This window comes from Salinimicrobium oceani, assembly GCF_012037645.1.
Map to the genome: position 1 here is coordinate 168,322 of NZ_JAAVJR010000002.1, position 15,900 is coordinate 184,221.

The following is a 15,900-nucleotide window of genomic DNA, read 5'->3' on the forward strand; positions in this document are numbered from 1 at the left end:
ACGCAGGAGTTCCAAAAATGATGATTGGAATCGTAATTACTGAATTGCCTGAAGTAAAAGAAGGGACAATAAACAGGTATTAGCGTTAGATGACCTTGGCATTCGTGAAAAGGCCTTCCGGGATTGAGGTTACAGGCAAGTATATAAGCTCTTTAGGAGTATCAGAAAAAAATCGGCAGTCTAAAAATTTTCTTAAAAACAAATTGCAGCTATATTTGTTTTGCACCCCAAAAACCAGATTTTTCCGTGGGAAAGATATTGTCGTTTATTTTTCTTCTTTTAAGTGCTCTGGCTAGTAGTCAGGAGTTGCCGCCGGTGACAAATTTCAGTCCCAGTGAATATGGCGCGGGGAATCAAAACTGGATGATCTCACAGGGCGGGAATAAACACATATATGTCGCAAATAATTCTGGCCTGCTTCAATTCGATGGCGAGCACTGGAATCTTTATGAGGTGCCCGGGGCAACTGCAATTCGTTCGGTGCTGGCTTCGGGAGGAAATATCTACACGGGCTCCTACATGGAATTTGGCTACTGGCGTGAGCGGGAAAATGGTCGTCTCCGCTATTTTTCTTTAAAGGATTCAGTAAAAACAGGATTGATCGATGGGGAGCAGTTTTGGGATATTAAGGAGGTTGAAGATCATGTGATCTTTCAAAGCCATCAGCGACTTTATAGTTTTAATAAGAACACTGGTAAGGTAACCACTATTGTTACTGAAAAGAACATTTCCAATCTTTTCAGGGTTCGGGAAAAGATCTATTATCAGGTAGCAGAAAAAGGACTTTTTCTAATTGAAGATGGAGTAGGAGTACCTTTTGTATCTCAGGAGAAAATTCAGAATAAGCCAATTATCGGGTTATTTCCTTACGCCAGCGATAAAATACTGGCGGTTACACGGGATGATGGTGTTTTTATAATTACGGGAAATCAATGGCAGCCATTGGCAATTGAGAATTATCCCATGTCGGTAAGTTTTTTTTCTGCTCTTTATCTTAAAGATGGTTCTTTGGCATTGGGAAGTATTGGTAACGGTCTTTACCTGCTAAATCTTGAAGGTCAGTTCAAATTTCATCTACAGCAGCCTTCGCTGCTCAACAATACGCTCCTAGCCCTTCTTGAAGATGAAGAAGGTAACATCTGGGGGGGTCTTGACAATGGAATAGCTGTAATAAACAAGGAAAGTCCCTTTCAGCTTTTTGTAGATACTTTTGGTAAAATCGGGACTGTATATTGCAGCGAGGTCCTGGACGGGATCATGTATTTGGGAACAAATCAAGGTCTGTATTATAAGAAGGCTGATACTAATGAGCAGTATCAGTTAGTTCCAGGCACTACGGGACAGGTTTGGAGCCTCAATCATCTAAATGGCGCGCTGTATGCCGGCCACGATAGAGGGACATTTAAAATTCAAGGTGCAAGTGCTGCTCTCATCTGGGACGGGTTGGGTACCTGGACGGTCAAGCGCATTGGCCCCGGAATTCTACAAGGCCATTACAACGGAATGAGTTTCATTCCAGACAGCTCTGCTACTTCAAAGGCCAATTATTTAAAGGATTTTGATCTTTCAGTACAACATATGATCGTGGAGAATGATTCCATTATCTGGATGAGCCATTATCACCGAGGCATTTTTCGGCTGGAACTTGACAGGAACTATACAAGGGTTGAACAAATAGAGAATTTCGGAATTTCAGGAAAGACCGGCCTCGGCCCGGAGATCTTCAAATTTGAAAACGAGATCTATTTCTCGACCGAGGATGCGGTATACAAGTATGATAAAAGTTTGAATAAATTCATTAATGACAATGAGCTCAACAGGGTAAGCCGGCGCAATAAAAGGATAAGTGGGGTGAGCCAGGTACTTGATGACGGAACCTGGTGGTCATTTGGGAAGGACCATCTTTATTATGTGAAAAGAGATCCCTTTGAACAAAAGGTCATAGCAAGAAGTATCCCTTTACCCTTGGACCATCGAAACATTAGCAAGGGATTTGAGAACATTTCATTGATAGGTAAGAACAGGTATCTGGTAGGTTCTAATGGCGGGTATATAGAGTTTTCCTTACCCCTTGAAAAACTGTCATCTGGAGAAATTCAACTTACCACCGTCGAAACCTCCTCCAAAAGGATCAATTCCTCGTATCAACCCACAACAGCAGGAAAACTTGAGCTGCATAGCGAAGTGAATAACATAAACTTTGGATTTAGCGTTCCAAATTACCAGTACCTCTCAAAAAGTGAATATAGTTACAGGCTTCTTAATTACTCGTCATCCTGGTCTCCCTGGGAGCCAACAGCCTTTGCGCGCTTTGAGAACCTGGCTTCGGGGGATTATGAGTTCCAGGTAAAAGGGAGAGTGAATAACAGGGAGACCGAGGTGATCACTTATAAGTTCTCTATTGCCAAACCGTGGCATTATAGCAATCTTGCAATGATCTCTTATTTCTTATTATTCATTGCGGGTATCCTAGTTATCCATTACACCTATAGAAGGCGACATAAAAGGATCATAGAAGAGAGAGAGAAGAATTTCAAAATGAAGAATCTTGAGGCAGAACAAGAGATCATAAGGCTTCAAAAAGAACACCTTGAAAAGGACATGGCCGAAAAAAACGGACAACTGGCGGCTTCTACCATGTCTATTATCAAAAAGAACGAGTTCTTGTCTACGCTTAAGGAAGATCTAAAAGGAGCAGATAACCCAGAGGTGAAAAAGGTGATCAAGACCATCGATAGGGAATTAAGGGAGGAGGATAACTGGAAAATGTTCAAAGAAGCATTTAAGAATGCCGATAAGGAATTTTTTGAGAAGATCAAGTCCAGGCATCCCGAGCTTACGTCAAATGATCTTAGGCTCTGTGCGTACTTAAGACTGAATTTGACTTCTAAGGAGATTGCACCTTTAGTAAACATCTCTGTAAAGAGTGTAGAGATCAAACGATATCGATTGAGAAAGAAGATGAATTTGCCGCGCGAAACGAATTTAACAGACTATATTATGAGTTTGTAGCCTTTACAAACCCAGAATTTACCCCTACATTACCTCTACATTTCTAATAATAAATACATTTTTATCTTTTTTTTAAGCTCCCTTATTAGGGGATGTGCAATGATAACTCCCCTGTAAACGGGTCTTTCCGGATATCTTTACATTCAACTTGATGCATGTAGATTTTTTGTAAAGGCGCATTTTAAGAGTTCCTTTCTTTTACTTGATAAATTGGTAACACAATTTTAACAACGAATAACTTTCTAATTTGCCTATTCCATTATTTGACCCATTGCGAATTTCCTATCAATGAATTCGCAATCGATTTCGATTAGGGATATGGTTTTTTGAACAACGCCTTTAATTTAAACTTAAATGCACCAACAACTAAATTCAACATTCAATGAAAATTAAAAATTATTTAGTGATGTTATTCTGTTTTGTTCTGAGTTCAGCCTTGGCTCAAACAAAAGAAATAACAGGTACCGTAGTAGATGACAGTGGTATTCCGCTCCCGGGAGCCAATGTCATTATTAAAGGTACCACAACCGGAACCCTGACAGACTTTGATGGAAAATTCGCCATAGAGGCTGCGCCGGAAGATGTTCTCGTTTTTTCTTATATAGGATATGAGACTATCGAGGCCCTGGTGGGTGACAAGCAGGATCTAGTGATCACGCTGGCACCTAATACCGCATCTCTTGATGAAGTAGTCGTTGTAGGTTACGGTACTCAAAAGAAAAGTGTAACAACTGGAGCAATATCTTCAGTAAAAGCTGAAGAGCTTGAGGCGGTACCTAATGGACGTATCGAACAGGCCTTGCAAGGTCGTGTTTCCGGGGTAACTATCGCCCAGAACTCAGGACAACCTGGTTCCTCGGCCACAGTAAGGGTGAGAGGTTTAACCACTTTTGACACCTATGGAGGGAACAGTCCTTTATGGGTTGTGGATGGTGTGATCGTAGACTCAGGAGGTATTGGATATCTTAACCAGCAGGACATCGAATCGATCGAAGTTTTGAAAGATGCAGCATCTCTTGCCATTTATGGAGCAAGAGCAGCATCGGGAGTTATTCTCGTAACTACCAAAAAAGGTAAGAAAGGTCTTATGAATATGAATTATACCGGTTACTACGGAGTATCTGCTCCAGAGAAAACGGTAGATCTATTGAATGCAAGCCAGTATGCAGCTTTAATGAATGAAAAATCTGTAGCTGCCGGAGGAAATATTCTTTACCCCGATCTTTCTGTATTTGGAACAGGAACAGACTGGCAAAATGCCATTTTTAACGACAGTGCAATGAGAGAGTCGCACGAATTTAGCCTGAGTGGTGGTAACGATGTTTCCACTTTTTATGCTTCTTTCGGATTGTTAGATACAGAGGGGATAGTAACTACAGCTATTTCTCAGTATCAAAAGAAGAGTCTTCGATTGAACTCTACACATAAATTTTCTGATATGTTTACCGTAGGTCAGACTTTCGGATATACGCATCAGAAGAACACAGGTTTGGGAAATACCAACAGTGAATATGGTGGACCCTTAAGCTCGGCGCTTAACCTTGATCCTATTACTCCCCTGGTTGAGACAGATCCTGCTGTAGCTAATTCCACGCCATATCTTGGGAATCCGGTATTCAGAGATGCTAACGGAAATCCTTATGGAATTTCAGGTGCAGTTGGACAGGAAATGACCAACCCTGTGGCATATGTGCAAACGCGTTTAGGAAACTACAGCTGGTCTGATGACTTTGTAGGGAATGCATATGTGGAATTCCGTCCAATAGAGCAATTGACTTTGCGTTCATCTGTTGGAGGTAAAATAGCTTATTGGGGAGGAGATGCTTTTACCCCGGTATACTTCTTAAGTTCTACAGTAGGAGCTTCAGAAAACAGCCTTAGCCGTAACCTTAACCAAGGTTTTGGCTGGAATATAGAAAATACGTTGTCATACGGAGATACCTATGGAAAACACGATTTCACATTATTACTTGGGCAAGGTACTTACGTAGACGGTATCACCAGTGGTACTTACACCTCTTACCAGGGACTACCAGTAGATAGCTATAGAGATGCTTCTTTTAACTATCAGATTTCGCAGGACAAGATCACTGCAAGTGCTTACACTGGAACCGAACACAGGGTTATTTCTCTCTTCTCTCGTTTGAACTACAACTATGATGAGAGATATCTCTTTACCGGAATTGTACGTAGAGATGGATCTACCAACTTTGGATCAAACAATAAGTTCGGGGTATTCCCATCCTTCTCGGCTGGTTGGAATATTTCAAATGAAGAATTCTGGAATGAAGAGTCCTTTATCAATACTCTAAAACTTAGAGCTGGATATGGGGTGACAGGTAATGACGCTATTAAGCCTTACGGATACCTTGCGCTTATTGGAGGCGGCCGTAACTATACCTTCGGAAGAGATGGAAGTGGAATTATCATTGGGTACAGCCCAGATGCTCCACCAAACCCAGACCTGAAGTGGGAGGAAACTTCTCAGCTTAACGTGGGGGTTGACGCAAGATTATTTAGAAATCTTACTACAACGATCGAATACTATAAAAAAGTGACTACAGGTATCCTTCAGGAAGTGGAACTTCCAGGTTATGTAGGTTCAACAGGTCTTCCTGTTGGTAACGTAGCAGATATGGAAAACCGCGGTTTGGAATTCGAACTTGGTTTCAATAAGAACTTTGGAGATTTTTATTTCTCTGCTAATGGAAACCTTACCTACCTTGAAAATGAGGTGACTTACTTAGGGCAGGATAAGGAGTTCATTACTACAGGAACTGCTGGTTTCCAATCTATGGGTCCAATAACCCGTACCCAGATTGGGCAACCTTACAACTCATTTTATGGTTTCAGAACGGCTGGGATCTTTCAGACCATTAGCGATGTAAATTCTTATACCGGACCCGACGGAAATCCAATTCAGCCAAATGCTGTTCCTGGAGATTTCAGATGGGTTGATACCAACGGAGATGGTACCATTACAGATGATGATAAGCAATTCATTGGAAGTCCGCTGCCAGACTTTACTTTCGGTCTTACCCTTAACATGAATTACAAGAATTTCGACTTCATGTTATTTACTCAGGGTGCTGCAGGAAACCAGATCTTCCAGGGCCTTAGACGTCTTGATATTCAGAATGCGAACTATTCTACTAAGGCACTTAGCAGATGGAGAGGAGCAGGAACTTCAAACGATTACCCGCGCTTGACAAATGAAGATACCAATGAAAACTTTAGCAAAATGTCTGACTTCTATTTGGAAGATGGTGATTATCTTAGAGTTAAGCTGGCGCAGGTAGGATATACCATTCCGAAGTCCTTTACCGACAGCTATGGAATTCAGAACCTGAGATTCTATGTTACAGGAGAAAATCTCTTAACCCTTACAGACTACACCGGGTACGATCCCGAGATTGGTGGAAACGTATTGGGAATTGACCGGGGTTACTACCCACAAGCCAGATCCTTCTTATTTGGAGCGAACTTACAATTTTAAAAAAAAATGAATATGAAAACACATACTGTCAAGTTAGTAGTAGCTGCTCTTGCAGTGGTATTTACGATGAACTCTTGTAGTGAAGAATTTCTTGAGGTTCCTGTCAAAGGTTCCAACCTGGAGTCTAACTATTACAAGAATGAAACTGAAGCTTTTGCGGGTCTTGTAGCAACTTATGATGTTATGAGAAAATACTCGGGAGGTTTTGAAAATATGGTAACCTTCTTCAACGCTGGGTCAGATGACTTTAGAGCTGGTGGAGGTAACGCTTCCGATGGGGTTGGAATTCAGAGTTTTGATGATTTTATCATAACTCCTACTACCATGCCTCAAAGTTACTGGGGAGATTTCTATCAGGGAATAGCTCGTGCGAATTTCCTTTTGACCAAGTTACCAGATGTTCCAATGGCCGAAGACCTGAAGGCTCAGTACACTGCTGAGACCAAGGCGCTAAGAGCTTTATATTATTTCAACCTGGTTAAAATGTTCGGGAATATTCCATTGATCACTGAACCATTAGCAACCAGTGAATTCCTTAACGTACCACAGGCAGAGCCTGCAGCAGTATATGCTCAGATCGAAGAAGATCTTCTTGCTGCAATTCCAAATTTACCAGGTAACCTGCCGGCAGACCAGGCGGGACGAATTACCAAAGGTGGCGCACAGGCGATCCTTGGAAAGGTTTACTTGTTTCAAGGTAAAAATCAGGAAGCTGCAGATCAGTTAAGAGAAGTAAATGGAACTCCAGGCGAGACCAACCAGTATGGAAACAGGTTGCTTGAAAGCTTTGACGCTTTGTGGGAAACTGACAATAAATTTAATGCTGAATCTCTTGTGGAAGTAGCACATACCAATGCTTCAAACTCTCACTGGGGTATTTGGGGGAATGGAATGGATGAAGGAAATTCCATTAATACCATGGTAGGCCCAAGATCTTACTCTCAGGTAACTGAAGAGGCACCAGATCTTCCTTCGGGCTGGAGTTTTAACCCTGTAGAACCAGAATTATATGACCTACTTCAGGGAGATCCAAGATTTGATGCTACGATACTTGATATGGAAGCACTTGTTGCTGCAGGGGCAGCCGTTTATCTTCCCGGATATGAGGATACAGGATACTTCCTTAACAAATACATCCCCACTCGTGCAGATGTTACTACTGGTGCAGGAGAACCTATATTGAATTATAGACAGAACCACTATGTGATCCGTCTGGCCGATACCTATTTAATGGAAGCTGAAGCTTTAGGTGGTACAGGAGAAAGAGCACAGGCTTTACTTGATGCTGTAAGAGCGAGAGTTGGTCTTCCTAGTGTTCCTGTTTCCTTACAGGCTATATACAGAGAACGCAGGTTGGAACTTGCAGGAGAAGGACACAGATTCTTTGACCTTGTAAGAACCGGAAGAGCTGCCGAGTTTTTGGCAGATGAAGGATTTACCGCTAAAAATGAAGTATTGCCAATTCCATTCAGGGAACTTGAAAATACCATCATTGAACAAAACCCAGGCTACTAAGCAATAAATTTAAAGACATGAAAAAAATTAAAATTCTATTCGGATTCTTTGCTCTGCTTACTTTCGCAGTAGGTTGTAGTCTGGAAGATGGCATTGATGGAGATACTTCTTTCCTCAATTCTATCAATACCGAAAATATTGATGCCATTTTTGAAATTACTAATGACAATTCTGGAAATGTGACCATTACCCCAACGGGAGAAGGCGTTACAAGATATAAAGTCATCTATGGAGATGGTTCAGGGTCTGATGGGGCAGTTACTTTAAGCCCAGGTCAGAGCACTACCCACTCTTATGCTGAAGGCAGCTATACTGTGACTGTTGTAGGAATGAATCTTGCTGGTGAAGAAGTTTCCCAGGATTTTCCTTTGACGGTGACCTATCGGGCTCCCGAGAATGTTACTGTAACTACTTCAGGTAACATGCAGGTATCGGCAAGTGCAGATTATGCTGAATCTTTCCTTGTATATTATGGGGATGTGGAAAATGAAACAGGGACTCCACTTGCTGTAGGAGAAACTTTACCTCCTCATACTTATCCAGCTACAGGAGCTCCGTTTACCCTTCGGGTAGTAGCTTTAAGTGGAGGTGCCGCTACGACCGAAGTGGCCAAAGAACTTTTTGGCCTGCCTATTACTTTTGAAAGAGAGGGCGGGGCATTCTTCGGAACTTTTGATGATTGGGGACAACAGGCCTTTGAAGTGGTAGACAATCCTGCATCTTCTGGTTTGAATACCTCGGCTAAAGTAGGGAAATATACCAATGGTCATGCACCATGGAGTGGTACTTACAGCCCTCTGAATATTCCTTTGAACTTTGAACACGGCCAGGTCGTGAAGGTTATGATCTACAATCCAGATTCTGCAAATATTGGTAAAATGCTGAATCTGGAATTGGAATGGCCGGTTGGAGGCAGTGAAGCTAATCCTTACGGAGCCATTTTGAAGCAACCTATCACCAAATCGGGCGCTTGGGAGGAACTCACCTTCGATTTTAGTGCTATGGAATCAATTCCTGATGATGCTTTATTTACACAGTTGGTTTTCAGGTTTAATGATACCGCTGAAGGTACAGAAGAAGTCATCTACATGGATAATATCACATTAACAAATTAAAAGTATGAAAACGAAATTTCTATTAGGGATCAGCCTGATCTTTGCCAGCCTCCTGCTTTTTGTAAGCTGTTCAGAAGAGGAATACGAAATGGGCGAGCTCGCTGCACCCACAAACCTGGTTGTAGAAACCGAACTGGTAGGTCAGGATGAAGAACATCCTTATGGCGATGGTTCAGGAGAGGTCAAGATCACAGTGACAGGAGACAATGCCCTGGCATATAAAATCGATTACGGGCTTTCCGAGAATCTGAACCTTGTTTCTTTTGGGGGGCAGACTACCAGAAAATATACAAGAACAGGAGTTAACACCTATACGCTAACCATCGTGGCTTATGGCCCGGGGGGAACAGCTACGAATATCACTCATGATATCACTGTAGAAAGCGTGTTTACTCCAGAGCCTCGCATCATTACTGCTCTTGTTGGCGAAGGTTCAAAGACCTGGGTTGTTGATAAATCTACTTCAGGACATTTTGGAGTTGGGCCCTGGTCCGATGCTTCAACCTGGCCAGAATGGTGGTCTGCTGGTGTGAACGAAAAAGTAGGATCTGCAGATTGTTTCTATTCTGCGACCTTTACCTTCAGTCAGGAAAGTGAAACCAGTTTCTCTCTTTCGGTAGATACTCCAGAGGGGGCATTTACAAAGACAGGCGGCTTAACCTCTCTTCCTGGTATTCCAGCTTCTGGAGATGAAGGTTGTTATGATTATGGTGGTGGTGCATCAGATTTTTCATTCATTCCGTCAAGCACTGGAATTCCGGCTTCCACGCCGTCTACCAGAACTAGTATAGAACTGGCAGGAAATTCCACTTTCATTGGTTATGGTGCAGTTCAGAAGGAATACGAGATCCTTGAGATCACACCCGATGTACTTTATTTAAGAGTACAGGGTACAGAAACAGGTAATGCCTGGTATATCAGATTAATTCCGGCCGAATAATATTAGTGCCGTAGCTACCTGAAGAACATCCGGAGTCGAAAAAATCTCCGGATGTTTCTCGGGTAATAGATCAATTCAAATACTTCTCAAAAATGTCTTTTCAAAAGCTAATTTTTAGGCTAAGGCCTCTCTTTTGCCTATTTTTCTGCATCCTTCCATTGAGTTGCAGCAGTTCCGATCCTGGTGAGGATGAGAGTGGCGCCCTTTCTAATCTTACCGTTGAGGTAGATGTAGTTGGTACCTCTGAGGCCAATCCGAATGGCGATGGGAGCGGAAGGATCAACCTTAGCTTTAGTGCCGATAATGCCAAAAATTACAAGGTCAATTTTGGTAATGGTGATGTCCTTGAGACCAGCCAGAAAAATCTCTCTTACACCTATACAGGAAAGGGGACCAATACCTATCAAATCTTCGTTTCAGCCTACAAAGGAAGTGAGTTCATTTCCAAAACCACAACAGTAACCATTTATGTAACACCTGCTCTGGCTTTTTCTGAAGAATTTAATTATTCAGGTGCGCCAGATGGTTCCAAATGGACCTTTGACATTGGCCGCGGTGATGGCGGATGGGGAAATAATGAGGCTCAGTTCTACACCCAGCGCCCCGAAAATGTAGTCGTTGAAAATGGCATTTTAAAGATCACAGCCAAGAAAGAAGATTATGAAGGTGCTGCGTATACTTCGAGCCGATTGAAAACTCAGGGTAAGTTTTCCTTTACCTACGGAAAAGTGGAAGTCAGGGCGAAATTACCTCAAGGTGGTGGAACATGGCCGGCGATCTGGATGCTGGGCTCTAATATCAATACTGCAGGATGGCCTGCCTCTGGAGAGATAGATATCATGGAGCATGTAGGTAATAATCCGGGGAAGATCATAAGTGCCATTCACACGCCTTCAAGTTATGGGAATACGCAGAACAAGGCTGTAACCACAGTAGCTAATGTCTCTTCAGAATTTCATGTTTATGGTCTTGAATGGACTCCAGATAAGTTGGTGTTCTCTGTAGATGGGAAAGTTCATTACACCTACAACCCAGCTACAAAGAATGCGAGTACATGGCCTTTTAATGCAGATCAGTTTATCATTCTGAACATAGCTGTTGGAGGTACACTGGGTGGAAACATAGACCCCGATTTTAATTCGGGAACTATGGAAGTGGATTATGTTAGAGTATACCAGTAAAACTTCCAAAGCAAATAAAAAATAACAGATATGAAAGGGATTATTTCAGTTTTGCTTGTCCTCCTTATTTGGAGTTGTACCAGCGATGGGGAAACCGATCCACCTAAACCTCCGGAGCCGCCCCAGGTGGAGAACGAGGTTGATTTCTACCTCACAAAGGGGGACCAGTCGCAGAAGTTTGCGAAACAACCTGGCATTCTGGCTTTCGGAAGTTCCTATAATGCCTATGCCTCTATAAAAGTAAGTACCTCAGAAACCTATCAAACTGTTGCAGGTTTTGGTTTTACACTCACAGGAGGAAGTGCCGAAGTGATCAATTCCCTTACCGCAAGCAAGAAGCAGGAGCTGCTCGACATGCTTTTTGGAAAAGGCGAAAATGCCATAGGTATCAGTTACCTGAGGATCAGCGTTGGGGCATCAGACCTTAACTCCAGCCCTTATTCATACAATGATCTTCCTGCTGGAGCAACAGATGAAGATCTTTCCGAATTCAGCCTGGAAAAGGATCTGGAAGACGTTATTCCTTTATTACAGGAGATCCTTGAGATCAATCCGGAAATAGGCATCATGGCCACCCCGTGGTCAGCACCTGTGTGGATGAAAGACAACCAAAGCTTCGTGGGAGGAAGTCTGCAGCCTCAGTACTATGATGTGTACGCAGATTATCTTGTAAAATATATCAAGGCAATGGAGGAATTGGGAATAGAAATTCACGCCCTCACACCACAAAATGAACCTCTGCATGCCGGGAATAATCCAAGCATGCATATGACTGCTGCAGAGCAGACCAATTTTATAAAAAATTCCTTAGGGCCTGAATTTGCCGAAGCGGGAGTAGCAACAGATATCATTATTTATGATCACAATGCAGACAATCCCGGTTATCCCATCTCCATTTTAAATGATCCGCTGGCAAGACAATATGTAGCCGGCTCTGCCTTTCACTTGTATGCTGGAGATATTTCGGCCTTGTCAACTGTTCATGATGCTTATCCCAACAAGGATATTTATTTCACAGAGCAGTACACTTCTTCCACCGGAGATTTTGGAGGGGATCTGAAATGGCATTTAAGAAATGTGATCATTGGTTCCATGAGGAACTGGAGTAAAACAGCTTTGGAATGGAATCTTGCTAACGATTCCAGCTTTGGGCCGCATACCGATGGCGGATGCACCACCTGTAAAGGTGCCATTACAGTGAACAGCAGCGGAACTTACACCGAGAATGTGGGTTATTACATCATTGCTCATGCTTCCAAATTTGTTCCGCCAGGTTCGGTAAGAATCTCAAGTAATATCATTGGAAACCTTCAAAATGTAGCTTTTAGAACGCCGTCAGGAGTAAAAGTGTTGATCGTGCTCAATGATGGGAACAGTAGTGAAAACTTTAATATCGAATATAACGGGGAGTGGATAACAACCTCCCTTAGTCCTGGTGCTGTGGGAACCTATGTGTGGGAATAACCGGGGAAACTAAATCAACAGCAATGAAAAAGCTTTTATTCTTTCTCTTTTTGATCTTCAGCCTCTTCGGAAATGCTCAGGAGATCCCTTCTGAATTTTTACATACCAGTGGCCAAAAAATTCTTGATCGAAATGGTGAAAATGTTCTTCTAAGAGGAATAGGTCTGGGAGGACATATGTTGCAGGAAGGATATATGCTGAAAGTGCCATTTTCAGGACAGCAGTATGTGATCAAAGAGCATATTTCAGAACTCATAGGGAAAGAAAGAACTGAAGAATTCTATGAGGCATGGCTTCAGAATCATACCCGGAAAATTGATATTGATTCTTTAAAAAGCTGGGGCTTTAACTCGGTACGGCTTCCCATGCATTTTAACCTTTACACCCTTTCTGTAGAAGAGGAACCTGTAAAAGGTGAGAATACCTGGCTGGAAAAAGGCTTCCAAATGACCGATTCTCTTTTGAGCTGGGCCGAAGCAAATGAAATGTACCTGATCCTGGATATGCATGCTGCACCCGGGGGGCAGGGACATGACGTTAACATTTCAGATCGTGATCCTTCCAAACCCTCTCTTTGGGAAAGTGAAGCCAATCAACAAAAGCTGGTGGCGCTATGGAAGAAACTTGCAGAACGATATAAGGACGAACCCTGGATTGGAGCTTACGACATCATCAATGAACCCAACTGGACCTATGAAGAAGGCAAGCACAAGCACGGGATTGAAGACAGCCAGAATGCGCCTCTAAAAAAGCTGATGGTCGAAATTACCAGATCTATTAGGGAAGTTGACAATAACCACATAGTGATCATTGAAGGCAACGGCTGGGGTAACAACTACAACGGCATCCTTCCGCCATGGGATGACAATATGGTCATTAGTTTTCACAAGTACTGGAACTATAACGACACAGCTTCCATTCAGCAATTCCTTGACTTCAGGGAAAAATATGATGCTCCTATTTGGCTTGGGGAAACCGGTGAGAATTCGAACGTCTGGTTTACAGATGCGATCAGGTTAATGGAAGAAAACAACATTGGCTGGTGCTGGTGGCCTCTCAAAAAGTTGGGATTCAATAATCCTCTTGAAGTACCGGTGAATCCTGGGTATCAAAAGATGCTCGAGTACTGGAGAGGAGAAGGCGAAAAACCTTCCGAAGAGGAAGCCTATCAAGCAGTCATGCAGCTGGCTGAAAACACAAAACTGGAAAATAATTACTTCCACAAGGGCGTGGTGGATGCCATGATAAGGCAGCCGCATTCCAAAGAAGCTATTCCGTTTACCAAAATTATCGTCAATGATTCTGCGACCATTAAAGCTGCAAATTACGACATGGGACCATTGGGAACTGCCTATCACGACAGTATCTCGGCAAACTACTACATCTCAACCGGAGGAGAAAGGCAAAGCTGGAACAGCGGTCGCACCTATCGCAATGACGGAGTAGATATTTTTCCTTCCGAACCCAGGGCGGCGTATGCCGATGTTTATGTAGGCGAAATGGAAGCAGGGGAATGGCTGCAGTACACTTTCCAGGCTTCCGAAAAAGGGGATTTTGAGCTGAGCTTTACTATGGCTGCAGATGCTGAGGGGGAAGCGGCAATTGAGATCAATGGGAAAAGACATCCTGTGTTTGCCGTTCCTGCCAGTAAGGATTGGATTGAAATAACTGTAAAAAACATACCCCTTCAAAAAGGGGAAAATCAGCTTAGATTTCTGGTGATCACCGGAGACTATAAGCTGAAAGAAATAAAAATTAACCGACAAAACTAACCTCATGAGACCCCTGCAAATAATCTCTTTACTCCTGTTGCTTGTTGTAGCTTCATGTGCAGAAGCACCAGAAAAGACATCAACAGCTAACCTTTGGATAACCACCTTAGATCAAAATTCGCTTTTAGAGTTGCGCAATCTGGAGGTGACATCTGCAAAAGATTCCCTGGAGCATGCAATTTCCATTGACACTTCTCAAACCTATCAGGAAATTGACGGCTTTGGCTATACACTTACCGGCGGGAGTGCGCTTCACATTAACAAGATGAGAGATTCGGCAAGAACTGCTTTACTTCAGGAGCTTTTTGGAACAGGTGAAAACGAGATCGGGGTGAGCTATCTTCGGTTAAGTGTAGGGGCTTCAGATCTTGATGAGGCGCCATTTTCCTATAATGATCTTTCTGAAGGGGAAACAGATGTAAATCTTGAAAAATTCAGCCTGGCAAATGATACTGTTCATTTAATTCCCGTGCTAAAAGAGATCCTTGAGATCGCACCAAATATCAAGATCATGGGTTCTCCCTGGTCTCCGCCGGCCTGGATGAAAGATAATAAGGATACCCGCGGTGGCAGCCTGTTGAAAGAGTATTACCCGGTTTATGCCGAATATTTAGTGAAATACGTAGAGGCAATGGCCGCTCATGGGATCACCATTGATGCTATTACAGTTCAGAATGAGCCGCTGCATCCCGGAAATAACCCAAGCTTACTTATGCTTGCTGAAGATCAGGCTGAATTCATCAAGAATCATCTAGGTCCGGCATTTGAAAAGAACAACATCGACACCAAGATCATCATTTACGATCATAATGCCGACAGACCCGATTATCCCATCAGCATTTTAGATGATCCTGAAGCAGCTCAATATATTGATGGTTCTGCTTTCCATCTATATGGCGGGGAAATAGGAGCTTTATCTGAAGTACATGAAGCGCATCCCAACAAGAATCTCTACTTCACCGAACAGTGGGTTGGGGCACCGGGAAATTTCTCCCAGGAAATGAGCTGGCATACCGAAAACCTAATTATTGGCGCTACGCGGAATTGGAGTAGAACTGTCCTTGAGTGGAACCTGGCAGCCGATGAAAATCAACAACCCCATACAGATAGAGGGGGATGCGACCGCTGCCTTGGAGCGATCAGCATTACTGGTGATGAAGTGACAAGGGAACCGGCATACTACATAATTGCACAAGCTTCAAAATTTGTTCGTCCGGGTTCTGTAAGAGTAGAATCTAACATGCCGGAACACCTGCCAAATGTGGCATTTTTGACACCCCAGGGAAAGGCCGTTCTTATCGTTCAGAACAAAGCAGAAAAAGAAGAGACTGTAACTGTAAAATTGAATAATAAACAAACTTCCTTTCAGCTTCCGGCAGGAGCAGTTGGGACTTTAGTATTGTAA

At 42.9% G+C, this 15,900-nt stretch carries 9 protein-coding genes; all 9 read left to right on the forward strand.

The window, feature by feature from the left end:
- Positions 1-246: 246 nt before the first annotated feature.
- Positions 247-3,012 (forward strand): helix-turn-helix and ligand-binding sensor domain-containing protein, encoded by a 2,766-nt coding sequence (locus tag HC175_RS24685; RefSeq protein ID WP_168137279.1) that lies wholly within the window; start codon positions 247-249, stop codon positions 3,010-3,012.
- Positions 3,013-3,394: 382 nt separating this feature from the next.
- Positions 3,395-6,508, forward strand: a complete 3,114-nt coding sequence (locus HC175_RS04290) for a SusC/RagA family TonB-linked outer membrane protein (RefSeq protein ID WP_168137280.1) — start codon at positions 3,395-3,397, stop codon at positions 6,506-6,508.
- Positions 6,509-6,520: 12 nt separating this feature from the next.
- Entirely contained in the window at positions 6,521-8,023 is a 1,503-nt protein-coding gene (locus tag HC175_RS04295; RefSeq protein ID WP_168137281.1) for a RagB/SusD family nutrient uptake outer membrane protein, read from the forward strand.
- Positions 8,024-8,040: 17 nt separating this feature from the next.
- Positions 8,041-9,138 (forward strand): PKD domain-containing protein, encoded by a 1,098-nt coding sequence (locus HC175_RS04300; protein ID WP_168137282.1) that lies wholly within the window; start codon positions 8,041-8,043, stop codon positions 9,136-9,138.
- A gap of 4 nt (positions 9,139-9,142) precedes the next feature.
- Positions 9,143-10,078, forward strand: a complete 936-nt coding sequence (locus tag HC175_RS04305; RefSeq protein WP_168137283.1) for a hypothetical protein — start codon at positions 9,143-9,145, stop codon at positions 10,076-10,078.
- A 158-nt stretch (positions 10,079-10,236) separates the two neighbouring features.
- Positions 10,237-11,259, forward strand: a complete 1,023-nt coding sequence (locus HC175_RS04310) for a glycoside hydrolase family 16 protein (protein ID WP_235942518.1) — start codon at positions 10,237-10,239, stop codon at positions 11,257-11,259.
- 30 nt (positions 11,260-11,289) lie between these two features.
- Positions 11,290-12,723, forward strand: a complete 1,434-nt coding sequence (locus tag HC175_RS04315; protein ID WP_168137285.1) for a glycoside hydrolase family 30 protein — start codon at positions 11,290-11,292, stop codon at positions 12,721-12,723.
- A gap of 23 nt (positions 12,724-12,746) precedes the next feature.
- Positions 12,747-14,495, forward strand: coding sequence for a cellulase family glycosylhydrolase (locus HC175_RS04320; protein WP_168137286.1), 1,749 nt, complete (start codon positions 12,747-12,749; stop codon positions 14,493-14,495).
- A gap of 4 nt (positions 14,496-14,499) precedes the next feature.
- Positions 14,500-15,900 carry a glycoside hydrolase family 30 protein gene (locus HC175_RS04325; protein ID WP_168137287.1) on the forward strand — a complete coding sequence of 467 codons (1,401 nt, stop codon included), beginning with the start codon at positions 14,500-14,502 and terminating at the stop codon, positions 15,898-15,900.